Genomic DNA, 26409 nt, shown 5'->3' on the forward strand with positions numbered 1-26409 from the left:
GACGGGAGGGGACCAGCTGCGCTCCATCGACACTTCCCTCCTCTCTTACAGGCTGGTCAACAACTACGGCCCAACGGAGAACACGGTGGTGGCCACCTCCTACACACTGCCTGCCGCCCGGCAGCAGGGGCTTCCGCCAATCGGCAAGCCCATCAGCAACACCAGCGCCTACGTGCTGGACAGGTCCGGCAGGCTGGTGCCGCAGGGCGTGGCCGGGGAGCTGTGCATCGGGGGCGTGCAGGTGGCAAGGGGCTACCTCAACAGAGAGGAGCTGACTCAGGAGAGGTTCGTCAAAGACCCCTTCAGCAGGGAGGCAGGAGCCAGGATGTACCGTACGGGAGACTTGGTAAGGTGGCTCTCTGACGGTAACCTGGAGTACCTGGGCAGGATAGACGACCAGGTGAAGATACGCGGCTACCGCATTGAACTGGGCGAGGTGGAGAGCGTACTGAGCCAGTGCCGGGGCGTTGAGCAGGCGGTGGTGGTTGCCAGGGCAGATGCTAATGGCAGCAAGCGGCTCATAGGCTATGCAGTTGCAGAGGAGTTCGATAGGGAGGCCATCATGAGCCAGATGAAAGCAAAGCTTCCGGAGTACATGGTGCCGTCCCTGCTAGTGGAGCTGGAGGAGATTCCGCTCACAGCCAACGGCAAAGTGAATAAGAAGGCACTGCCGGAGGTGGACGCAAGTGAGGCGCTGACCAGCAGCTATGTGGCCCCTCGCACAGAGACAGAGGAGAAGCTGGCGAAGATATGGCAGGAATTGCTGCAGGTGGAAAAAGTGGGCGTGGAGGACAACTTCTTCGAGCTCGGCGGGCATTCACTACTGGCTACACGCCTCGTTTCATCGGTACGAAAAGTATTTCAGACAGAACTGCAGATCAAAGACATATTTGCCTACCCTACTATAGCGGGTATTGCAGAACTGTTAGCGTCAAACAAATTAGCCAGAGTTTTACCTGCCATCACGGCTTTCCCTCACGATACAAACGATAAACTACCCCTGTCCTTTTCGCAGGAGCGGTTGTGGTTCATCGACCAGTTGCAGGGCAGCAGCCATTATCACCTGCCAGCTGTTTTCCGCCTGACAGGCGAGCTGGACGTGGCGGGGCTGGAAGACGCCTTCCGCCAGATCGTGAAACGGCATGAGGCGCTGCGTACTGTTTTCCTGCAGGAAGAAGGGCAGGCTTATCAGCAGGTGCTGGACGCTGATTGGCAGCTGAGCCACATGAATGGGCATTCTTTTGTGGATGCAACTGGGTTATATGCTGCCATCCAATCAGCTGTGGAGCAACCCTTCGATCTAAGCAAAGACTTTATGCTGCGGGCCGTGCTGGTGGAGCTATCTGAACAGGAGCACCTGCTGGTCGTCGTGTTACATCACATCGCCTCCGACGGCTGGTCAGTTTCCGTGCTGGTGCAGGAATTAACAGAGCTTTATGCAGCAAGGCAGCAGAAACGTGAGGCCGTTTTGCCGCAGCTTCCGATACAATATGCTGATTATGCCGTCTGGCAGCGGGACTACCTGCAGGGAGAGGTGCTGGAAGAACAGACGAGTTATTGGAAAAATAAACTCGCTGGAGTGGAGGCACTGCAGCTGCCAACAGATTATGTGCGTCCGTCTGTGCAGAGCACCCGTGGCGCAAGGCTGGATCTCAATCTTGACAAGGACCTGAGCCAAAAGCTGGAACAGTTTTCCAACAGGAAGGAAGTGACTCTTTTCATGAGTCTGCTGTCAGCATTTAAAGTGCTGCTGTACCGTTACAGCGGCCAGGAAGACATCTGTGTGGGCAGCCCGATTGCGGGGCGTGTGCAGCCAGAGGTGGAGCCTTTGATCGGCTTCTTCGTAAACACGCTGGCCTTGCGCAGCAACCTGGGGAATAACCCCAACTTCAATGATCTGATAACGCAGGTGAAAGACACCACCATGGAGGCTTACGCCCACCAGGACCTTCCGTTTGAGAAGGTGGTGGAAGCGGCCGGGGTGGCGCGCGACATGAGCCGCAGTCCGCTGTTCCAGGTGATGTTTATCCTGCAGAATACGCCAGAGGTGCCGGAGATTCGGCTGGGAGATCTTACCCTGACTTCGCAGCCTTTCGAGGGCGTTTCAGCCAAGTTCGACATGACCCTGAGCGTCACCAGCCATGCAGATGGCCTGCAGCTGAATGTGGAATATTGTGCAGACCTGTTCAGCGAAGCAACTGTTTCGCGCATGATGGGGCATTATGAGCGCCTTCTCTCGCTATTGGTAGCTGAACCGACAACCGGCATAGACGAGTTGCCGCTGCTCGGAGAGCAGGAGTGCAAGCTGTTGCTGGAAGAATTCAACGCAACGGCTACGACCTATCCAAATGATAAGACGCTGGTAGAACTGTTCGAAGAGCAGGTTGATAAATCACCGGATGCTGTGGCGGCAGTATTTGAAGAAGAGGAGCTGACGTATGCGGAATTAAACAAAAGAGCGAATCAACTGGCCCATTACCTCCAGAAAAAAGGAGTAAAAGCAGACACCTTGGTGCCGGTTTGTGTGGACCGATCCGCAGAAATGTTGGTGGGACTGTTGGGTGTTATGAAAGTGGGAGGGGCTTATGTGCCACTGGATCCTTCTTACCCGCAGGACAGGATCCAGTATATGCTGGAAGATACAAAGGCAACGCTTGTATTGGGAAACAGCGCATATTCTGAGCTGCTGGAGGAGGAAGAGGGAAGATATATTGTACTGCTGGACAGGGATTGGGAAAAGATAGCGGAGGAACCTTTAAATAATCCCCACAGAAGCCTGGAACCTTCAAGCCTGGTCTACGTCATCTATACCTCCGGATCCACGGGAAGACCAAAAGGCGTGCTGATTCAGCATCAGTCGCTCGTGAATTTCCTTTATTCCATGATACAGCACCTCGAGGTAAAACCGAAAGCAAGTTTGTTAGCCGTTACCACCTACAGTTTTGATATCTCTTACCTGGAGTTGTACATGCCGATGCTGGTTGGAGGCAAAGTGATCGTAGCTACCAGAGAAGTTGCAACTGATGGCTATCTGTTACAGGAGAAGTTAGCGCAACATCAGCCAGAATACATGCAGGCCACACCTGCCACCTGGCAAATGCTTTTAGATAGTGGCTGGCAGAACAGTGAGCATAGCACGGTTCTGATAGGAGGGGAGGCTGTAAGAAAAAGTCTCAAAGACTCCCTCATTAAAATCAGTAAGAAAGTCTGGAACCTCTACGGCCCAACCGAAACAACCATCTGGTCCGCTTGTAAGGAGCTGAAAGCAGGGGAGAAAATCACCATTGGCAAACCGATCGCCAACACGCAAATCTACATACTGGACAAAGCCGGGGCACCTGCTCCTGTTGGGGTAGCAGGTGAGCTATGTATTGGAGGAGACGGATTAGCCCGTGGCTATCTGAATCGGGCTGACCTGACGGCGGAGCGATTCATCCCGGATCCTTTTAGCCAGGACCCTACGGCCAGAATTTACAGAACAGGTGACCTTGCCCGCTGGCTCGCCAACGGGGAAGTCGAGTACCTGAGCCGCCTGGACGATCAGGTGAAAATCAGGGGCTACCGTATTGAGTTAGGCGAAATAGAAAGTGTACTGCAGCAGTGCGATGGCGTGAGCAAGGGAGTGGTGGTCGCGAAAGAAGACACGAATGGAAGCAAACGTTTAGTAGGCTATGTCGTTCCGCAGGAGTCTTACAAAAAAGAAGCTGTTCTGACGCAGCTTAAGTCCAGGCTGCCGGACTACATGGTGCCTTCACTCTTCGTGACGTTAACGGAGCTGCCTTTAACTCCGAATGGCAAAGTGAACCGCAAGGCCTTGCCTGAGCCGGATATAGCCGAACTATTAACCCATCAGTATGTAGCACCGCGCAACGAGACAGAAGAGAAACTAACCAGACTGTGGCAGGATTTACTTGGCCTGGAGCGGGTAGGCGTAAAGGACAACTTCTTTGAACTGGGAGGCGATTCTTTGTTAGTAGTGAGAGTTGTCAGCCTGATCCGGGAAGAATTCTCCCTGAATATACCTGTCAACACCCTGTTTAAGTTCACCTGCATTGCTGAATTAGCGGAATACATAGAAGCTGTATCCATTGACCAGGAGGAGGAAGATGAAGAAGGGGAAGATTTAGAGGTATTCGAAATTTAATAAAACAGAATCCAAACATCAATTAGTAATAAGACCATACTTAAAAAAATGCCATATGAGTAACAATTTTACAGAGGTTATCAGCATTTTAGGAAAAGCTAAAAAAGAAGGTATCAAAATATTTCTGGAGGCAGATAAACTTAAAGTAAAGGTTGAGAAAAATAAAAACCTGGATAAGTTATTAATTGATGAGGTTAAGCGGAATAAGCAGGCTATCATAGATTTCCTTAAGAGTGATGAAGGGAATTTAAAGAAGATAAACCGGTCTTATAAAAAGATAGCGCCATTAGACCGGAGCGAAGACAAGCCCATTCCCTTATCCTTTTCTCAGGAGCGCCTGTGGTTCATAGACCGGCTGCAGGGCAGCAGCCACTACCATCTTCCAGCAGTTTTCCGCTTGACAGGTAAACTAGACGTGGCAGGGCTGGAAGCCGCCTTCCGCCAAATCGTGGAGCGGCACGAGGCCCTGCGTACGGTGATTTTGGAAGAGGAGGGGCAGGGATACCAGAAGGTAATCGACGCGAAGCAGTGGCAGATAAATTTTCTCGAGGACCACTCCAGTTCATTGCCGACGCTGGTTCAGAAAGCCGCGGAACAGCCTTTTGACCTGAGCAAAGATTATATGCTGCGAGTTGTGCTGGTGAAGCTATCAGAGCAGGAGCACCAACTTATTGTGGTGCAGCATCATATTTCCTCCGATGGCTGGTCTTTGTCTATACTGGTTCGAGAGTTCATGGAGCTTTACCTGGCTAGGCAAGAGGCCCGGGAGGCAAGGCTGCTACAGCTCCCGATTCAGTATGCCGACTATGCCGTGTGGCAGCGGGAGCACCTGCAGGGGGAGGTGCTGGAAGAGCAAACAAATTATTGGAAGAAGAAGCTGGCCGGGCTGGAAGCACTGCAGCTGCCAACGGATTATGTGCGCCCTTCTGTGCAAAGCACAAAAGGAAATCGCTTTGAATTTCATGTGAACAAGGAGCTGAGTCACAAGTTGGACCAGTTCTCCCACCAGGAGGGAACCACGCTGTTCATGAGCCTGCTGTCGGCTTTCAACGTGCTGCTCTACCGCTACAGCGGCCAGGAAGATATCTGCGTGGGCAGCCCTATCGCGGGACGCGTGCAGCCGGAGGTAGAGCCATTGATTGGTTTCTTTGTGAACACACTGGCCCTGCGCAATGATATGGGGGGCAACCCAAATTTCAAGGACCTGCTGGCCAGGGTGAAGGATAACACATTGGAGGCTTACGCCCATCAGGACCTACCGTTTGAGAAGGTAGTGGAAGCTGTGGGAGTGAACAGGGACATGAGCCGCAGCCCGCTGTTCCAGGTCGTGTTCACGCTGGAAAATTCTCCGGAGGTGCCCCAAGTCCATTTGGGTGACCTCACACTGGCTGCCCAGCCTATTGAGGAGGTATCAGCTAAATTCGACCTGACGCTGAGCGTGACAAACCAGGCAGAAGGCCTCAAAATAAATGTAGAATACTGCACCGATCTGTTCAGCGAAGCAACAGTAAAAAGAATGATGGCCCATTACGAGCGCCTGCTCTCTTTACTTATTTCTGAGCCGGCAACGGGCATAGACGATCTGCTGCTCCTCGATAAGCAGGAAGTGCAGCAATTAGTTGAAGGATTCAATCCTTCCGCTGTAGCCTATCCACAGGATAAGACGTTGGTGAGCTTGTTCGAGGAGCAGACTGCCAAGGCACCTGATGCTGTAGCTGTAGTCTGCGCAGATGAAGAGTTGACCTATGCTGAATTGAATGCGAGAGCAAATCAGCTGGCGCATTACCTGCAGAAGAGAGGAGTGGGGGAAGAGACGTTGGTGCCGGTTTGTATAGACCGTTCCATAGAGCTGGTGACAGCTCTGCTGGGCATCCTGAAAGCGGGCGGTGCTTACGTGCCAATTGACCCAAGCTATCCGCAGGAGAGAATCCGGTTCATGCTGGAGGACACAGACTCCTCCCTAATACTGAGCAGCAGCGCCTTTAAAGAGCTGCTCCAGGGGGAGGAAAGAGAAACAGTGCTGCTGGATACGGACTGGCAGCAGATAGCTAAAGAATTATCAGATAAACCCGCAGTAGAGCTGCAGCCCTCGAACCTGGCCTATGTGATTTATACCTCTGGTTCAACCGGTAAGCCAAAAGGTGTGCTGGTGGAGCACGGGGGCGTGGTGAACCTGTGCAGCTGGCATGCCGGCGTGTTCAGCCTTACAGCATCCTCCCGTTCGACAATGATGGCGGGCGTGGGTTTCGACGCCTCTGCCTGGGAAGTGTGGCCAGTGCTCGTTTCCGGTGCCAGCCTCTACATTGTGGAGGACGAGCAGCGCCTGGAGGCGGAGAAGCTGCTGTCCTTCTACGCAGACAAAAGCATTACCCACAGCTTTGTTCCAACCGCTCTGGTGGATGGGCTGGTGAAGCAGGAGCAGCCGAAGGGGCTGGCCCTTGAGTACGTGCTGACGGGAGGGGACCAGCTGCGCTTAGTTGACACAACCCACCTTTCCTACAGGCTGGTCAACAACTACGGCCCTACCGAGAACACGGTGGTGGCCACCTCCTACACACTGCCTGCCGCCCAGCAGGAGGGGCTTCCACCAATCGGAAAGCCGATCAGCAACACCACCGCCTATGTGGTGGATAAAGCAGGCAAACTCGTGCCGCAGGGCGTGGCCGGGGAGCTGTGCATCGGGGGCGCTCAGGTGGCAAGAGGCTACCTCAACAGAGAGGAGCTGACTCAGGAGAGGTTCGTCAAAGACCCCTTCAGCAAGGAGGCAGGCGCCAGGATGTACCGCACGGGAGATCTGGTAAGGTGGCTCTCTGACGGTAACCTGGAGTTCCTCGGAAGGGTGGACGACCAGGTGAAGGTTAGGGGCTACCGCATTGAACTGGGCGAGGTGGAGAGCGTGCTGGGTCAGTGCCAGAGCGTTGAGCAGGCGGTGGTCATTGCCAAGGCAGATGCCAATGGCAGCAAGCGCCTCATCGGTTATGTAGTGGCAGGGGAATTCGATAAAGAAGCCATTATTCGCCAGATGAAGCGCCAGTTGCCCGAGTACATGGTGCCGTCCCTGCTGGTGGAGCTGGAGGAGATTCCGTTGACCTCCAACGGCAAAGTAAATAAGAAGGCGCTGCCGGAGGTGGATGCCTCGGAGGCCCTGACAAACAGTTACGTTGCGCCACGCACCGAGACAGAGGAAAAGCTGGTGGCCATCTGGCAGGAGCTGCTGCAGGTGGAGCGCGTGGGCGTGGAGGACAACTTCTTCGAGCTCGGCGGCCACTCGCTGCTGGCCACGCGCCTGCAGTCGATGGTGCGCAAGGCCCTGGAGGCGGAGCTACAGATAAAGGACGTTTTCGCCTTCCCTACCATCGCGGCCCTCGCCCAACAGATAGCGTCGAGCAGCTCAACGGCGGTTTTGCCTGCCATCGTTCCGTTCGACCGTTCCGAAGTGGAAAAGATTCCGCTCTCCTTCTCGCAGGAGCGCCTGTGGTTCATCGACCGGCTGCAGGGCAGCAGCCACTACCACCTGCCAGCTGTTTTCCGCCTGAAGGGCGACGTGGACGTGGCGGGGCTGGAGAACGCCTTCCGCAGGATAGTGGAGCGGCACGAGGCGCTGCGCACGGTCATCACTGAAGAGGAGGGGCAGGGTTTTCAGAAAGCAATAGATGCCGGGCAGTGGCAGATGACGTACCTGGAGGATGCTTCCTTCCCAAATGCGGCCTCGCTGCGGGCTCTGGTGCAGAAGGCCGTGGAGCAGCCTTTCGACCTGGGCAAAGACTTCATGCTGCGCGCTGTGCTGGTGAAGCTGTCGGAGCAGGAGCACCTGCTGGTGGTGGTGCAGCACCACATCGCCTCCGATGGCTGGTCTGTGTCCATACTGGTCAAAGAACTGACCGAGCTGTACGCTGCGAAACTGGAGAACAGAGAAGCCAAGCTGCCGCAGCTTCCGGTGCAGTTCGCCGACTATGCGGTGTGGCAACGGGAATACCTGCAGGGAGAGGTGCTGGAGCAGCAGAAAGCCTACTGGAAAAACAAGCTGTCCGGTGTGGAAGCGCTGCAGCTGCCGACAGACCATGTGCGCCCCTCTGTGCAGAGCACCAGGGGAAGTCGTGTGATAGCAGGCCTGGGCAAAGACCTGAGCCAAAAGCTGGAGCAGTTCTCCAACAGAGAGGGAGTAACGCTGTACATGAGCCTGCTTTCTGCCTATAAAGTTTTGCTGTATCGCTACAGCGGGCAGGAAGATATCTGTGTGGGCAGCCCGATTGCGGGCCGCGTGCAGCCGGAGGTGGAGCCGCTCATCGGCTTCTTCGTCAACACCCTTGCATTGCGCAGCGACTTGGGGGGCAGTCCGAGCTTCAGGGACCTGCTAAAGCAGGTGAAGGAAACTACACTTGATGCCTACAAGCATCAGGACCTCCCTTTTGAGAAGGTAGTGGAGGCTGTGGGTGCGGCAAGAGACAGGAGCCGCAGCCCGTTGTTCCAGGTGATGTTCACGCTGGAAAACACGCCAGAGGCGCCGGAGGTCCGGCTGGGCGAGCTAAGCCTTGCTCCGGAAGCATTTGAAGTCACATCCACAAAGTTTGACCTGACGCTCAGTGCTAAGAATACTTCTGACGGCATTCAGTTGAGCCTGGAGTACTGCACCGATTTGTTTAGTGAGGAGACAGCAATACGGATGATGGCGCATTACCAGCGCCTGCTTTCGTTGCTTGTTGAAGAACCAGGCATAAGCGTAGACCGGCTGCCGCTGCTGGACAAGAAGGAGGCGCAGCAACTGCTGGAGGAATTTAACGCCACGGCTGTGGAGTATCCGCAGGATAAGACGCTGGTAGACCTGTTTGAGGAGCAGGTAGCGAAAACACCAGATGCCGTTGCGGTGGTTTTTGGAAATAAATCATTTAACTATAAGCAGTTAAATGAAAGAGCAGATCAGCTGGCCCATTACCTGCAGAAAAAGGGATTAAGCAAGGAGATGCTGGTGCCTATTTGTGTGGACCGATCACTGGAGATGCTGGTGGGGCTCTGGGGAATCCTGAAAGCGGGAGGGGCTTATGTACCAATTGATCCATCCTTTCCGCAGGAAAGAATCCACTTTATACTCAAAGACACCGGTGCTTCCCTCGTAATAAGCAGCGGAGCCTACGCCGGATTGTTTAAAGGAGAGGAAGGCGTGGAGCCAGTGCTGCTGGATACAGATTGGAAAGAGATAAGCAGAGAGACAGCCGACAAACCAGTAGTTGACCTGAGACCAAAGAACTTGGCTTATGTTATTTATACCTCTGGTTCCACTGGCAGGCCAAAGGGTGTGCTGATTGAACACAGAAGTGCCGTCAACTACTTATTAAATAGCCAAACAAATTACACTGGTGAGGAAGAATCTGCATCAGGTAGCTATCAGCATTTAGCCTATACCTTCGATGCATCCGTCACTGATTTACTGATGCCACTGTTAAAGGGTAAATCTGTTGTTTTAGCGGAAGGAAAGGGGCTGGAAGCATTTGAAGCGGCGTCTTTGGCCGCCAATGCTCCTTATTCCTTTATAAAACTCACGCCTGCACATCTACCCGTCTTAGCTATGATGGAGGGAGCACCATTCACGAAACGATTAGTGGTAGGCGGGGAAGCCTTGCAGATCGCGCATGTGCAAAAGCTTTTAGAGAAAAACCCGGAACTAGAAATCATCAACGAATACGGGCCTACAGAAGCGACCGTAGGCTGCTCCACCTATCGCTTTAAGCTTGCTGATTTAAAAACGCTTCGTGGTAGTATTGCCATTGGCAAACCACTTGATAATACGCAGCTCTACATTGTAGACCAGCACCAGCAGCTAGTACCTGTCGGCATGATTGGGGAAATTTGTATCGGGGGGGATGGCCTGGCAAGAGGCTATCTGAACTTACCAGAGCTAACCGCTGAGAAGTTTGTGAAGGACCCTTTCAGTAAAAAAGCTGGTGCCAGAATGTATCGGACAGGAGACCTGGCAAGGTGGCTGGAGGATGGAAACATAGAATACCTGGGAAGGATTGACGACCAGGTGAAGATCCGTGGCTACCGCATTGAGCTGGGCGAGGTGGAGAGCGTGCTGGGTCAGTGCCAGGGCGTTGAGCAGGCGGTGGTCATTGCCAAGGCAGATGCCAATGGCAGCAAGCGCCTCATCGGCTATGTGGTGCCGGAAGGAGAGTTTAACAGAGAAGCCATCATCAGCCAGATGAAGCGCCAGTTGCCCGAGTACATGGTGCCGTCCCTGCTGGTGGAGCTGGAGGAGATTCCGTTGACCTCCAACGGCAAAGTAAATAAGAAGGCGCTGCCGGAGGTGGATGCCTCGGAGGCCCTGACAAACAGTTACGTTGCGCCACGCACCGAGACAGAGGAAAAGCTGGTGGCCATCTGGCAGGAGCTGCTGCAGGTGGAGCGCGTGGGCGTGGAGGACAACTTCTTCGAGCTCGGCGGCCACTCGCTGCTGGCCACGCGCCTGCAGTCGATGGTGCGCAAGGCCCTGGAGGCGGAGCTACAGATAAAGGACGTTTTCGCCTTCCCTACCATCGCGGCCCTCGCCCAACAGATAGCGTCGAGCAGCTCAACGGCGGTTTTGCCTGCCATCGTTCCGTTCGACCGTTCCGAAGTGGAAAAGATTCCGCTCTCCTTCTCGCAGGAGCGCCTGTGGTTCATCGACCGGCTGCAGGGCAGCAGCCACTACCACCTGCCAGCTGTTTTCCGCCTGAAGGGCGACGTGGACGTGGCGGGGCTGGAGAACGCCTTCCGCAGGATAGTGGAGCGGCACGAGGCGCTGCGCACGGTCATCACTGAAGAGGAGGGGCAGGGTTTTCAGAAAGCAATAGATGCCGGGCAGTGGCAGATGACGTACCTGGAGGATGCTTCCTTCCCAAATGCGGCCTCGCTGCGGGCTCTGGTGCAGAAGGCCGTGGAGCAGCCTTTCGACCTGGGCAAAGACTTCATGCTGCGCGCTGTGCTGGTGAAGCTGTCGGAGCAGGAGCACCTGCTGGTGGTGGTGCAGCACCACATCGCCTCCGATGGCTGGTCTGTGTCCATACTGGTCAAAGAACTGACCGAGCTGTACGCTGCGAAACTGGAGAACAGAGAGTCAAAGCTGCCGCAGCTTCCGGTGCAGTTCGCCGATTACGCGGTGTGGCAACGGGAATACCTGCAGGGAGAGGTGCTGGAGCAGCAGCAAGCTTACTGGAAAAATAAGCTATCTGGTGTGGAAGCGCTGCAGCTGCTTACAGACCATGCGCGTCCTAGCATCCAAAGCACCAGAGGGAACCGAATTGAATTCAGTCTAAATAAGGAATTAAGCCAAAAGCTGGAGCAGTTCTCCAAGCAGGAAGGAAGTACCTTATTCATGAGCCTGCTTTCTGCTTTCAAAGTGTTGCTGTATCGCTACAGCGGGCAGGAAGATATCTGTGTGGGCAGCCCGATCGCGGGTCGTGTGCAGCCTGAGGTGGAGCCACTGATCGGCTTCTTCGTCAACACGCTTGCTCTGCGCAGCGACCTGGGAGGAAACCTCAGCTTCAAAGACCTGCTAAAGCAGGTGAAGGACACCACGCTTGATGCCTACAAGCATCAGGATCTGCCTTTCGAGAAAGTAGTGGAAGCTGTGGGTGTAGCAAGGGACAGGAGCCGCACGCCCTTGTTCCAGGTGATGTTCACGCTGGATAATACGCCGGGAATACCTGAAATCAAACTGGGTGAGCTGAGCCTTGCTCCGGAAGTGTTTGAGAATACATCCACAAAGTTTGACCTGACGCTAAGTGCGAAAAGCACTACTGACGGCATTCAGATGAGCCTGGAGTATTGCACCGACTTGTTCAGTGAGGAAACAGTGGTGCGGATGATGGAACATTACCAGCGCCTGCTTTCGCAGCTTGTTTCAAACCCGGAGGCAGGCATAGACGAGTTTGCGTTGCTGGGTGAGCAGGAAGTGCAGCAATTGACAAATGAATTCAACGCCACGGCAGTGGCTTTTCCTCAGGATAAGACGCTGTTGGACCTGTTTGAGCATCAGGTGGCCAGAACCCCGGATGCGGTAGCTGTTGTATTTGAAGGAGAGGAACTGACTTATACAGCGCTGAACAGCCGTTCCAATCAGCTGGCCTATTACCTCCAGAGGAGAGGCGTGGGACAGGAGACGCTGGTGCCAGTTTGCATAGAACGCTCACTGGAGATGATCATAGGGCTGTGGGGCATTCTGAAAGCAGGAGGGGCCTACGTGCCAATCGACCCGAACTATCCGCAGGACAGGATCCGGTTTATGCTGGAGGATACACAGGCAGCGCTGGTAATTAGCAGCGGAGCCTGCGCCGGAGCGCTGGCAGGAGAAGATGTGGAGCTGGTGCTGCTGGACAGGAACTGGGAGCAGATAGCCAAAGAGCCTGCTGAAAAACCTGCAACAGAGCTGCAACCATCCAACCTGGCCTATGTGATTTACACCTCCGGCTCTACCGGCAGGCCGAAGGGCGTGCTGAATGAGCACCGGGGCGTGGTGAACAGGCTGCTGTGGGCCCAGGACCATTATGGCCTGACCGCAGCGGACACCGTGCTTCAGAAAACGACCTTCTCCTTCGACGTGTCGGTGTGGGAGCTGTTCTGGCCTTCGCTGGTAGGTTCTAAGATAGTGTTCGCCAGACCGGAAGGTCACAAAGACAGCGATTACCTGAAGTCCATCATCAGCAGTGCGGGCATCACGACCATGCACTTCGTGCCTTCCATGCTGGAGGCCTTCCTGCTGAGCCTGGAGCCAGGGGAGTGCAGCGGCCTTGTGAGGGTGCTGTGCAGCGGCGAGGCCCTCAAGCCCGCGCAGGTGAACCTGTTCAAGCAGAAGCTGCCGGGCGTGGGACTCTATAACCTGTACGGCCCGACGGAGGCGGCCATCGATGTGTCTTTCTGGGATGTGCCGAACGGCAAGCAGGAGGTAAGCCTGGTGCCGATAGGAAAGCCGGTGGCCAATACGCAGCTGTACGTGCTGGACAAGACAGGCAAGCTCGTGCCCCAGGGCGTGGCAGGGGAGCTGTGCATTGCAGGGGTTCAGGTGGCAAGAGGTTACCTCAACCGCCCGGAGCTCACAGAGGAGAAGTTCGTCAAAGACATCTTTAGTGAAGAGGCAGATGCCAGAATGTACCGCACTGGGGACCTTGTGAGATGGTTGCCTGACGGCAACCTGGAGTACCTGGGTCGTTTTGATGACCAGGTGAAGATACGGGGCTACCGCATCGAGCTGGGCGAGGTGGAGAGTGTGCTGTGCCAGTGCCAGAGCGTGCAGCAGGCAGTGGTTATCGCGAAAGAGGATGCCAGTGGCAGCAAGCGTCTGATAGGCTATGTCGTAGCCGAAGCATTTGGTAAAGAAGCCATCCTCAAAGAGATGAAGCAGCGGCTGCCGGAGTACATGGTGCCCTCCATTCTTGTAGCGCTGGAGGAAATCCCGCTGACGGCCAACGGCAAAGCGAACAGAAAAGCGCTGCCGGAGGTGGATGCCAGCGAAGCGCTGACTTCATCTTATTTAGCGCCACGGACGGAGACAGAGCAGAAACTGGCTGCCATCTGGCAGGACTTGCTGCAGGTGGAGCGCGTGGGCGCGGAGGATAACTTCTTTGAACTGGGTGGTGATTCCATTATCACGATTCAGCTGGTGAGCAGAGCCAGAAAGGCAGGTTTTTCTTTCCAGCCGCGGGATGTGTTTGAGCACCAGACTGTGGCTTCCCTGGCTGCAGTGGTGCAGTCAGATGTGAAAATAGAAACAGAGCAGGGGCTATTGACAGGTGCTGCCGGACTGCTTCCGATTCAGCAGTGGTTCTTTGAGCAAGATCACCAGGAGCCGGAACATTTCAATCAGGCGCTTTTGCTTCAGGTAAACAAGGCATTGTCTGCGGACACTTTGCAGCAGGCTATCAAATCAGTGGTAGCCCGCCATGATGCCTTGCGCTTTAACTATACAACTACAAGGGATGGCTGGCAGCAGGAGTATGGGCAGCAGGAGGGAAGCCTGATAACAGAAGATCTTTCTTCTGCCTCCCAGGAGGATTTGCCTGCCCAAGTCACAGCAAAATGCCAGGAATACCAGCAGAGCCTGGAGCTGGAAGACGGAGAACTGATGCGGGCGGTGCTGCTGCAGACACCTGCAGCCGAAGAAGCCAACCGGCTGTTCCTGGTGATCCATCACCTCGCCGTAGACGGCGTTTCCTGGAGAATATTACTCGAGGATATAGAGCAGTCTGTTGAAATGCTTCTCCAGGGGAAAGAGGTAGCGTTAGGAGAGAAAGGCAGTTCTTACCGTCAGTGGCAGGAGGCCCTGCAGGTCTATGCAGAGACAAAAGCCATCCGGCAGAAAGCCTACTGGCAGCGTGCGGCAAAAGTTGTTTCCTCGCTTCCAGTAGATAAAGAAAGCAAGGAACCTGCACTAATAGCAGATCAGAAAAGCTATAGCGTTTCTTTGAGTCCGGCTCTTACACAGGATCTGTTGTCAAAAGTGCATCAGGCCTATCATACTCAAATCAACGACCTGTTGCTTGCCGCTCTTGCCCGGACAATAGTGAAATGGAGCAAGCAGGAGCAGGTAGTTATTGGCCTGGAGGGGCATGGCAGGGAAGATCTTTCTGCTGAACTGGACATAAACCGCACAGTGGGCTGGTTCACCAACCTATACCCGGTGCCTCTATTTCTGAAAGAAAATTTAACCGCTTCAGGCATCGTGCAGGCGGTAAAAGAACAGCTACGTCAGGTGCCCGACAAGGGGATGGGCTACGGCGCATTGCGTTACCTGCACCCGGATGTGGCGCTGCGCAACAGCCTTGCTCCGGCAGAACCATTGCAGATCATATTTAACTACCTGGGGCAGGTAGACAATGCGCTCAGTGGCAGCCGCTGGTTTGCCGGGGCCGAAGAGGCATCCGGTCAACTGGTAAGCCCGGCCAACAGGGCTACCAGCAAGCTGGACATTAACAGCAGAATCGTGAATGGGCAACTCCACCTGGAGTGGCGGTATGCGGATAAGCTGTATGAAGAGGCAACCATAGTAGCCTTAGCCAAAAATTACCTGGAAGTACTCACGGAGCTAATCGCACATTGTAAAGAAAAACAAGTACCGCAGTACACTCCTTCTGACTATGGCTTAACAGGACGAGTAGACTACGAAGAACTGGAGCAATTTCTTCAGAAAGACTATAAAGGCAAACCGCTCGCAGCGCAGGTAAGCAGCGTGTACGGCCTGAGTCCCTTACAGGAAGGTCTGCTGTTTCACGGCCTCTACGACCAGGAATCGCAGGGGTATGTGGAGCAAATGAGCTGCAGGCTCAAAGGCCTGGTGGTGGAGCCATTTAAAGCCAGTTGGGAGTACCTTCTCAGGAAACATACTATCCTGAGAAGCTCTTTCCATACTGATTTAAGTATTCCTGTGCAATGTGTGCACAAGGCGCTGGAGCTTCCTTTTGAGCTGCTGGATTTCCGGGAGATGCCTGAAGAGCAGCAACAGGAGAAGGTGGTAGCTTTCCGGGCTGCTGACAGTAAAAAGGGATTTGACTATAGCCAGGCACCGTTGTTCAGACTGACACTCATCAGGCTGTCTGAAGAGGTGTATGAGATGGTTTGGACACACCACCACCTGTTGGTGGACGGCTGGTCTACGCCAGTGCTGATGCAGGGTTTGCTCAGTACCTATGATCACCTCAAAAAAGGTGGTGCCCCTGTACAGGTGGAAGAGGATCGGTACGAAGATTTCATCCGGTACCTGCAGCAGAAAGACCCGCTGGAGGCGGAGCTTTTCTGGAAAGAGCACTTAGCGGGAGTGGAAGAGCCAAGTCTGCTTCCGTTCGTGGAGCATAAAAATGCCCGCAACAAGGGCGGCGATGCGTACCGCGTAAATAAATGGCTGGTAGAGGAGTCTGTGCTGGAGACCCTTCAGGAGTATGCGCAGGCAAACCGACTGACGCTGAACACACTGGTGCAGGGAGTATGGGCGTACCTGCTTGCCTCTTATACAGGTCAGCAGGATGTTGTGTATGGTGTAACCGTAGCCGGTCGCCCTACAGACCTGGCAGGTGCAGAAACACGGGTTGGCTTATACATCAACACTCTGCCGCTTCGCTCTTCTATAGCAGGTGAACAACCTGTGAAGGAATGGCTGACAGCACTTCAGGAAAAACAAACGCAGGCAAGGGAGCATTCGCATACACCACTGCCGTCTATCCAGCAGTGGCTGGGAATGGGGGGGAATCTCTTCGATACCATCCTGGTGTTTGAGAACTACCCGGTAAGCGAAGCTATTAATGGAGACTGGGGGCTGCAGGTAGAAAACCTGCAGGTAGACGAGCACACCAACTTCCCATTATCAATAGTTGTGCAGAAAGGTGAGCAGCTTTCTGTTGGTTTCAGCTATAATGCAGCGCTGATAAGCGAGGAAAAAGTTATGCAGATCAAGGCGCACTTTGCTAAAGTAATGCAGCAGATTATTAGCCAGCCTGAGCTAACCCTGTCAATGCTGGAACTGGTGACGGAGGAAGAGCAGAAGCAGCTGCTGGAGGAATTTAATCCTGCTTTCGTCTCCTACCCTGAGGACAAGACGCTGGTAGACCTTTTTGAGGAGCATGTGGCCAAAGCGCCTGATGCCCTTGCAGTGGCTTTCGGTGGGGATTCACTGACTTATGGAGAGTTGAATGCGAGAGCAAACAAGTTGGCGCACTATCTCCGGAAGAGAGGAGTGGGAGAAGAAACCTTGGTGCCGGTTTGCTTAGACCGCTCTATAGAACTGGTGACAGCTTTGCTGGGCATCCAGAAGGCAGGCGGTGCCTATGTGCCGATCGACCCGAGTTACCCGCAGGAGAGAATACAGTTCATGCTGGAAGATACTAACTCCTCCCTCGTGCTGAGTAGCAGTTGGTATGAAGGTTTACTTTCAGGAGAAGAAAGAGAACTGGTGCTGCTGGATTCTGATTGGGATCGGATAGCAAAAGAATTATCAGAGAAACCAGCAGTAGAACTACAGCCATCGAACCTGGCCTACGTGATTTACACCTCCGGTTCTACAGGCAAGCCCAAGGGCGTGCTGGTGGAGCACGGGGGCGTGGTGAACCTGTGCTCCTGGCACATGAAAGAATTAAACCTTACCGCATCTTCACGCTCAACAATGATGGCGGGTGTGGGCTTCGACGCCTCCGCCTGGGAGGTGTGGCCGGTGCTTGTTTCCGGTGCCAGCCTCTACATCGTGGAAGACGAGCAGCGCCTGGAGGCAGAGAAGCTGCTGTCTTTCTACGCAGCCAAAGGCATTACCCAAAGCTTTGTCCCAACCGCCCTGGTGGATGGGCTGGTGAAACAGGAGCAGCCAGAGGGGCTGGTTCTGCAGTACGTGCTGACAGGCGGCGATCAGCTTCGTTCTGTAAACACGTCTCATCTTACTTATAAGTTAGTCAACAACTACGGTCCTACAGAGAACACCGTGGTGGCTACCTCCTACACACTGCCTGCCGCTCAGCAGCAGGGGCTTCCGCCAATCGGAAAGCCACTCAGCAATACCAGCGCCTATGTGCTGGACAAATCCGGCAGATTAGTGCCGCAGGGCGTAGCCGGGGAGCTGTGCATCGGGGGCGTGCAGGTGGCAAGAGGCTACCTCAACAGAGCAGAACTCAGTGCAGAAAAATTTGTGCAGGATCCTTTCAGCAAAGAAGAAAGTGCCAGGATGTACAAAACAGGTGACCTGGTAAGGTGGCTTGAAGATGGGAACCTGGAGTTCCTGGGAAGAGTGGATGACCAGGTGAAGATTCGGGGCTACCGCATCGAGCTGGGCGAAGTAGAAAGTGTATTGCAGCAATGTGAAAACGTTCAGCAGGCAGTGGTCATAGCTAAGGCGGATGCTGCAGGGCACAAGCGCCTTATCGGCTATGTCGTTTCTGAAGGAGAATTCGAGAAGGAGGCCATCATCAGCCAGATGAAAACGAAGCTTCCGGAGTATATGGTACCGTCCATGCTGGTAGAGTTAGAGAAAATTCCTTTAACAGCAAACGGTAAGGTAAACAGAAAGGCGCTGCCGGAGGTGGATGCAAGTGAAGCCCTTACTTCCTCTTATATAGCCCCGCGCACAGAGACAGAAGAAAAGTTGGCGACCATCTGGCAGGAGTTACTGCAGGTGGAAAGAGTGGGTGTAGAGGACAACTTCTTCGAATTAGGGGGAGACTCTATCATTACCATTCAGCTGGTGAGCCGGGCCAGGAGGGCAGGATTCAACTTCCAGCCGCGGGACGTGTTTGAGCACCAGACAATCGCTTCCCTTGCCAGAGTGGCTGCACAGGAAGCAGCCATCAAGACAGAGCAAGGAGTGCTGACAGGGGCTGTAGGCTTATTGCCTATTCAGCAGTGGTTCTTTGAGCAGGAGTACCAGGAACCGCAGCACTTTAACATGTCCCTCTTATTTGAGGTGAAAAAGACACTGTCTGTGGAGGCGCTGGATAAGGCTGTAAAAGCTATTGTCGCGCGTCATGATGCATTGCGTTTCAGATATAAAAATTCAGATGGTGTATGGGAGCAGGAGTATAGCGACCGGACAGGAGAGTTGCTCATCGAAAATCTGACTTCTGTAAAGCAGCAGGACCTTTCTTCCAGCATAGCAGCAACCTGCGAAGGCTATCAGCAGCGCCTGGATCTGGAAAAAGGCGAACTGTTCAGGATAGTATTGCTGCAAACTCCGGAGGAGGAAGAGGCGAATCGTTTATTTATCCTCATCCATCACCTGGCAGTAGACGGCGTAAGCTGGAGGATATTGCTGGAAGACCTGGAGCAGAGCCTTCAGTCCATTAGTCAGGGGAGTGAAGTGGAGCTGGGAGCAAAAAGCAGCTCATATCGCCAGTGGCAGGAGGCGCTGCAGCACTATGCCGAAACGAAAGCCATTAGCCAAAAGGGCTATTGGCAGAAAGTGGCTAAAGCACCGTTTATCCTTCCGGTAGATAAGGAAAGTGCTGCCGTTTCTTTCGTAGGAGATCAGCAGTCAATTAAAGTAGTGCTGGACGCTGCCAAAACACAGGCTCTGTTGAGCGGCGTGCATCAGGCCTACAACACACAGATCAACGACTTTTTACTCGCTGCGCTGGCCAGAACTCTGAGCGATTGGAGCCGCCAGGAGCAGGTAGTGATTGGACTTGAAGGACACGGCAGGGAAGATATTTCTGCAGAAATGGATATCAGCCGCACAATGGGTTGGTTTACCAACCTTTACCCGGTATTGCTGTCTCTGGGAAAGGAGATGCCGGCTTCTGATGTTATCCAGTCAGTAAAAGAACAGCTTCGGCAGATAGCGGACAAAGGATTGGGTTACGGGGCACTTCGGTACCTGCATCCGGATGAGGAGCTGCGGAACAGTGTAACGCCAACTAACCCGTTCCAGGTAGTATTCAATTACCTCGGGCAGCTGGACAATAGCCTGAACAGCAGCCAATGGTTTGCCGAAGCAGGGGAGCCCTCTGGCAGGCAGGTAAGCCCGGCCAATAAGGCTGGCAGCAAGCTGGAAGTGAACAGTAGCATTGCCAACGGGCAGTTGAGCATAGACTGGCGCTTTTCTGTTCAGCAATATCATCAGGAAACAATAGCGGCCTTGGCAGACCTTTACCTGGCGCACCTGAGTAATCTGATCAGCCATAGCCAGGAAAAGACCGTCCCTCAACATACGCCATCAGACTTTGGCCTTACAGGAAAAGTAGGCTACAAGCAATTAGAAGTATTCCTTCAGGCCAGGCAGGAAGACCAAATTAGCCGGGTGTATGGCTTAAGCCCGCTGCAGGAAGGTTTATTGTTCCATGGCCTGTACGATGAGAGTGCGGTGGCCTATGTGGAGCAGATGAGCTGCCGGTTCTCAGGACTGGACGTAGAGCGCTTCCAGCAAACCTGGAAGCTCCTGCTTCAGAATCACAGCATCTTACGCACTTCATTCCATTACCAGGAGCTTGATATTCCGGTGCAATGTGTCCATGATAAGGTGGAGTTACCGTTTACCGTCCTTGATTACAGCAAGCTGTCAGAAGAGGAGCAGGAGAGACAGCTAACTTCTTTTGTGGAGGCAGATAAGAAAAAAGGCTTTGATTTCAGCAAAGCACCACTGCTTCGCCTGACCCTAATCCGGCTTTCCGGAGAGGAAGTATACCAGATGATCTGGACCTATCATCACCTGCTGCTGGACGGATGGTCTTTACCGATTCTGCTGCAGGAACTGCTAAGCACCTATGAAGCCATGCAGCAGGGCAAAGAAACTGCGGTTTTGGAAGAAGACCGGTATGAGGATTTCATCCGCTATCTCCAGAAAAAGGATCCCTTGGTGGCAGAGAACTTCTGGAACAAATATCTCCAGGGAGTTGAAGAAGCTACGCTGCTTCCATTTGTTAACAGCGCAAAAGACCGCAATATGAGCGGTGACCACTATGGCGAAGAGAAGTGGGTGGTAGAGGAGGCATTGCAGGAGGACCTGCAGCAATTTGCCCAAAAGCAGCGCCTGACCCTGAATACCCTCGTTCAGGGGGTGTGGGCTTATCTGCTCTACCGCTACACAGGGCAACAAAACCCGGTGTACGGCGTCACGGTGGCCGGTCGCCCGACAGAACTTCCTGCCTCAGAATCGAGAATTGGACTTTATATTAACACACTGCCTCTTCATGCCGGCATAAAAGAAGAGCAACGGGTGGTAGACTGGCTTACAAGCCTTCAGGAAGGCCATAGCCAGGCAAGAGAGCATGCCTATACCCCATTATCTTCTATCCAGCACTGGCTGGGTGTGAATGGCGACTTTTTCGATACGTTGCTGGTATTTGAAAATTATCCGGTGGGAGACGTCTTCTCCAAGGACTGGGGATTACAGGTAGATGGTCTCCTGATGGAGGAGCAGACCAATTATCCTTTGACGCTCACGGTTCAGACTGGCAGAAAGCTTACCGTAGAATTCGGCTACAAGGCTAATCTGCTGAGTCAGGAGACAGTAGCCCGGATCAAATCTCACTTTGCCCAGGTACTGGAGAAGTTCGTTCGGCAGCCTGAATCGGCCCTTTCACAGCTGGAAGTGATGACAGCAGAAGAGCGGCAACAGCTTGCCTCTGAATTCAATGCCGCGACTGTGGCTTATCCTCAGGATAAGACGCTGGTGGACCTTTTTGAGGAGCAGGTGGCTAAAACACCGGATGCTATAGCAGTGCTGTTTGAAGGAGAAGAGTTTACTTATGCAGAACTGAGCAGCCGATCAAACCAGCTGGCGCATTACCTGCAGAGTAAAGGAGTGGGAGAAGAGACACTGGTACCTATCTGCATCGATAAATCGCCGGAGATGATCGTGGGACTGCTGGGCGTGATGAAAGCGGGCGGTGCCTACGTGCCGATAGACCCGGGCTATCCGCAGGAGAGAATCCAGTTCATGCTTCAGGATACGAGTGCCACCCTTGTAGTGAGCAGCAGTGCTTTTACTGATTTACTTTCAGGAGAAGAAAGAGAACTGGTGCTGTTGGATACAGACTGGGAGCAGATAGCGAAGGAGTCTTCAAATAAACCTGCTACTGATTTGCAGCCAGACAACCTGGCTTATGTCATCTACACCTCCGGTTCCACCGGCAGGCCAAAGGGCGTGCTGGTTGAGCACAAAGGGGTGGTGAACCTGGTGAGCCATCAGACAGAAGCGTTTGGAGTCAAGCAACAAGAGAGAATACTGCAGCTATCGAATTACGCCTTCGACGCCTCTGTGGAGCAGATCTTCCTTGCCCTGTGCAACGGTGCCGGCCTGGTGCTGGTGCCGAAGGAGGTGCTGCTGCGCCCTGATGAGATGGTGCAACTGATTGAGGAGCGGGAGGTGACGCATATCCATGCCACCCCGAGCTTTCTGCAGCAGCTCACGCCGGGCAAACACGGGCACCTGAGAAGGGTGATAGCCGGGGGAGAGGTGTGCCCGGTAAGCCTTGCCAGCGCGTGGGGAGCCTATACAAGTTTCTACAACGAGTACGGCCCGACAGAGACAACGGTGACCTCTACAGAATTTGCCTACGCCACCACGTTCCAGGGCTCCGCGCTGCCTATCGGCAGGCCGCTTGCCAACACCCCGCACTATGTGCTGGACAAGGCAGGCAGATTGGTGCCGCAGGGCGTGGTTGGGGAACTATGCATCGGAGGCGTGCAGGTGGCAAGAGGCTACCTCAACAGAGAAGAATTGACAGCGGAGAAGTTCGTTGCTGATCCATTCAGCAAGAAAGAAGGAGCCAGGATGTACCGCACAGGTGACCTGGTGAGATGGTCTTCAGACGGTAACCTGGAATACCTGGGCCGAATGGACGACCAGGTGAAGATACGCGGCTACCGCATTGAGCTGGGCGAAGTGGAGAGCATGCTGAACCAGTGCGGAGGCGTAGAGCAGGCAGTTGTCATCGCCAGGGAAGACGCCAATGGCAGCAAGCGCCTCATCGGCTATGTGGTGAGTGAAGCCTTCGACAGGGAGGCCATCATCAAAGAGATGAAGCAGAAGTTGCCCGAGTACATGGTGCCTTCCATGCTGATCGAACTGGAGGAAATACCGTTGACCTCCAACGGTAAAGTAGACAAGAAGGCATTGCCGGAGGTAGACGCTTCGGAGACAGTAACGAGCAGCTATGTGGCCCCCCGAAACGAGACGGAGGAAAAGCTGGCAGCCATCTGGAAGGAGCTATTGCAGGTGGAGCGCGTGGGTGTGAATGACAACTTCTTTGAGCTTGGCGGAGACTCCATCATCACCATTCAGTTGGTGAGCCGGGCCAGGAGAGCAGGCTTCAACTTTCAGCCGCGGAACGTGTTCGAGCACCAGACAATTGCCTTGTTGGCTGCCGTAGTGCAGCCAGAGGTGGAGATGCAGGCAGAGCAGGGACTGCTGACGGGTACAGCTGGCCTGCTGCCTATTCAGCAAAGGTTCTTCCAACTGGACCTTCAGGAGCCAGGGCAGTTTAATCAGTCCCTCCTGTTCAAGGTAAGCAAAGCGCTTTCTGCCGATGTAATCAATAAAGCTGTCAGGGTTGTGGTAGAACGGCATGATGCACTTCGTTTTGCTTATCAAAAAGTGGATGGCGTATGGCAGCAGGAGTATGGTACCAGTGCCGGAGAGTTGCTGACAGAGGACCTGCGCGATGTACCGGTTGAGGAACTCACTGCACACGTAGAGACTGTAAGTAATCTTTACCAACAGCGGCTTGACCTGGAGAATGGTGAGCTGCTAAAGGCGGTGCTATTGGAAACTCCTGAAGCCGAAGAAGCTAATCGGCTGTTCCTGGTGATTCATCACCTGGCAGTGGATGGGGTATCGTGGAGGATTTTGCTGGAAGACCTGGAGCTGAGCCTTGAGGCTATCAGCAAAGGGAAAGAAGCAGAACTGGGCATAAAAGGCAGTTCCTACCGACAGTGGCACGGGGCGCTGCAACACTATGCGGAGACGAAAGCCATCCGGCAGCAGGGCTACTGGCAGAAAGTCGCGAAAACAGAATTTATCCTTCCAATAGACAAAGATCAGGAGAATGTTATGCTTGTGGGAGATCAGCAGACGTGTACAGTCGTACTGGACGCCTCTTCGACGCAAGCCTTACTGACGGATGCGCAGCAGGCATACCACACACAGATCAATGACCTGTTACTGGCCGCGCTGGCGCAGACGCTAAGTCAGTGGAGCAGACAAGAGCAGGTGGTCATTGGCCTGGAAGGACATGGCAGGGAGGACCTTTTTGCAGATATGGACATCAGCCGTACCGTAGGCTGGTTCACCAATATTTATCCCGTGTTGCTGACTCTGAAAGATGGCATGTCAGCATCTGCTGTGATTCAATCTGTGAAGGAGCAGCTTAGACAACTGCCTGACAAAGGAATGGGCTATGGTGCGCTACGTTACCTGCACCCGGATAAGAAGGTGCGGGAAGATCTGGCGCTGCCAAATGTCTTCCAACTGGTATTCAACTACCTGGGGCAGGTAGACAATGCATTGAGTAACAGCCGCTGGTTTGCAGGGGCCGGTGAGTCTTGCGGAAATCCTGTGAGCCCAGCCAACAAGGCAGACAGCAACCTGGAGGTAAACAGCAGCATCAGCAACGGACAGCTACACCTGGTTTGGAGATACTCCAGCAAGCAGTATCATCAGGAAACGATAGAGAATCTTGCAACCAGGTACCTGGAAGTACTCACAGGGCTGATTTCTCACTGCAAGGAAAAACAAGTGCCGCAGCATACACCATCGGACTACGGTCTTGGCGGCAATGTTACTTACCAGGAGCTAGAGCAAATGCTTCAGAAAGAGTACCGCGGCAAACCCCTCCAGGAGCAGATCAGCAGCGTGTACGGCCTGAGCCCATTGCAGGGTGGAATCCTGTTCCACAGTGTCTATGAAAAGGGTGGAGCGGCCTACGTGGAGCAAATGAGCTGCCGCATGACAGGCCTGCAGGTGGAGCCTTTCCGCGAAAGCTGGCAGTACCTGGTTCAAAAGCACAGTATCCTCAGAAGTTCTTTCCACCAGGATATGAGTGTGCCGGTGCAGTGCGTGCACAAGGAATTGGAGCTGCCGTTTGAGGTGATCGATTACCGTCACCTGCCGGAAGAGCAGCAGCAGGCTCAGTTTATTTTGTTCAGGGAGGAGGACAAGCGCAGGAGCTTTGATTTCAGCCAGGCTCCGCTGCTTCGGATCACGCTGCTCAGGCTAACGGACGATGCCTATCACATGGTGTGGACGCACCACCACCTGCTTGTAGATGGCTGGTCTATGCCAATATTGATGCAGGAGCTGCTCAGCACTTACGACACATTGAGCAAGGGCGGTAAGCCTGTTGCGGTGGAAGAGGACCGCTACGAGGACTTTATCCGGCACCTGCAGCAGCAGGACCCGCTGGAGGCAGAGACATTCTGGAGAAAGTATCTCTCGGGCGTGGAAGAGGCCAGTCTGCTTCCGTTCGTGGACAGTAAGAAGAGCCGCACGAAGGGCGGAGAGGAGTACCGCCACAACAATTTAACAGTAGGGGAGTCTGACTTTGCGGCGCTTCAAGCTTACGCGCAGGTGCACCGCCTGACGGCGAACACACTCGTGCAGGGGGTATGGGCTTACCTGCTCTCCTGCTATACAGGGCAGCAGGAACCGGTTTACGGCGTGACCGTGGCCGGTCGTCCTGCAGAGCTTGCGGGGGCGGAGACAAGGGTAGGGATGTACATCAATACGCTTCCCCTACATACGACTATAGCCGGTGACCGGAAGGTGAGCGAGTGGCTTCTGGCTTTACAGGAGGGGCACACGCACGCAAGAGAATATGCGCAAACCCCGCTCTCGTCAATCCATAACTGGGTAGGCGTCAGAGGAGACCTGTTCGATACGCTGCTGGTGTTTGAGAACTACCCGGTGAGCGAGGCTGTCACCGGAAACTGGGGGCTGCAAGTGGAAGACCTTCAGGTAGAGGAGCATACCAATTACCCACTGTCCATTATCGCCCAGACAGGCAAGCAGCTATCCGTAGACTTTAGCTACAATGCCTCATTGCTGAGTGATGGAAACGTGGAGCGAATTAAGACACATTTTGCAAGCGTGCTACAGCAAATTGTAAGTCAGCCGGAGCTAAGCCTGTCGGAGCTGGCGCTTTTGACGGAGGAAGAGCATGCTGAGCTTGTTGAGGCGTTCAACCCTTCCGCAGTAGCCTATCCTCAGAACAATACGCTGGTGGAGCTTTTTGAGGAGCAGGTAGCCAAGGCACCTGATGCCGTGGCTGTGAACTTCGGAGAAGAGCAGCTGACGTATGGGGAGCTGAATGCACGGGCAAACCAGCTGGCGCACTATCTTCAAGAAAGAGGGGTAAAGCAGGAGACGCTGGTGCCAGTCTGCCTGGACCGCTCTGTAGAGTTGGTCACAGCCCAACTGGGCATTCTGAAGGCAGGCGGCGCCTACGTGCCGATTGACCCCAGCTACCCCCGGGAGCGCATCCGCTTCATGCTGGAGGACACCCATGCCTCCCTTGTGCTGAGCGGCAGTGCCTATACAGGATTGTTTGAGGGAGAAGAGAGGGAACTGATACTGCTGGACACTGACTGGGATGAGATAGCCAAAGAGTCTACTAAGAAACCAGCAGTTGACTTGCAGCCATCGAACCTGGCCTACGTGATTTACACCTCCGGCTCGACGGGCAAGCCCAAGGGCGTGCTGGTAGAGCACGGGGGCGTGGTGAACCTGTGCTCCTGGCACATGAAAGAATTCAGCTTAAGCTCCAATAGCAGGTCTACCATGATGGCGGGCGTGGGCTTCGACGCCTCCGCCTGGGAGGTGTGGCCGGTGC

At 54.1% G+C, this 26409-nt stretch carries 2 protein-coding genes; both read left to right on the forward strand.

Features of this window, described 5'->3' with window-relative positions; genetic code table 11:
• A partial coding sequence (locus DXT99_RS25360; protein ID WP_115568402.1) for a non-ribosomal peptide synthetase occupies window positions 1-4144 on the forward strand: 4144 nt, incomplete at its 5' end.
• A 55-nt stretch (window positions 4145-4199) separates the two neighbouring features.
• Window positions 4200-26409 (forward strand): non-ribosomal peptide synthase/polyketide synthase (locus DXT99_RS25365; protein WP_115568403.1); only part of this gene is annotated, 22210 nt, incomplete at its 3' end.

This window comes from Pontibacter diazotrophicus, from assembly GCF_003367245.1.
Taxonomy (GTDB): Bacteria; Bacteroidota; Bacteroidia; order Cytophagales; family Hymenobacteraceae; genus Pontibacter; species Pontibacter diazotrophicus.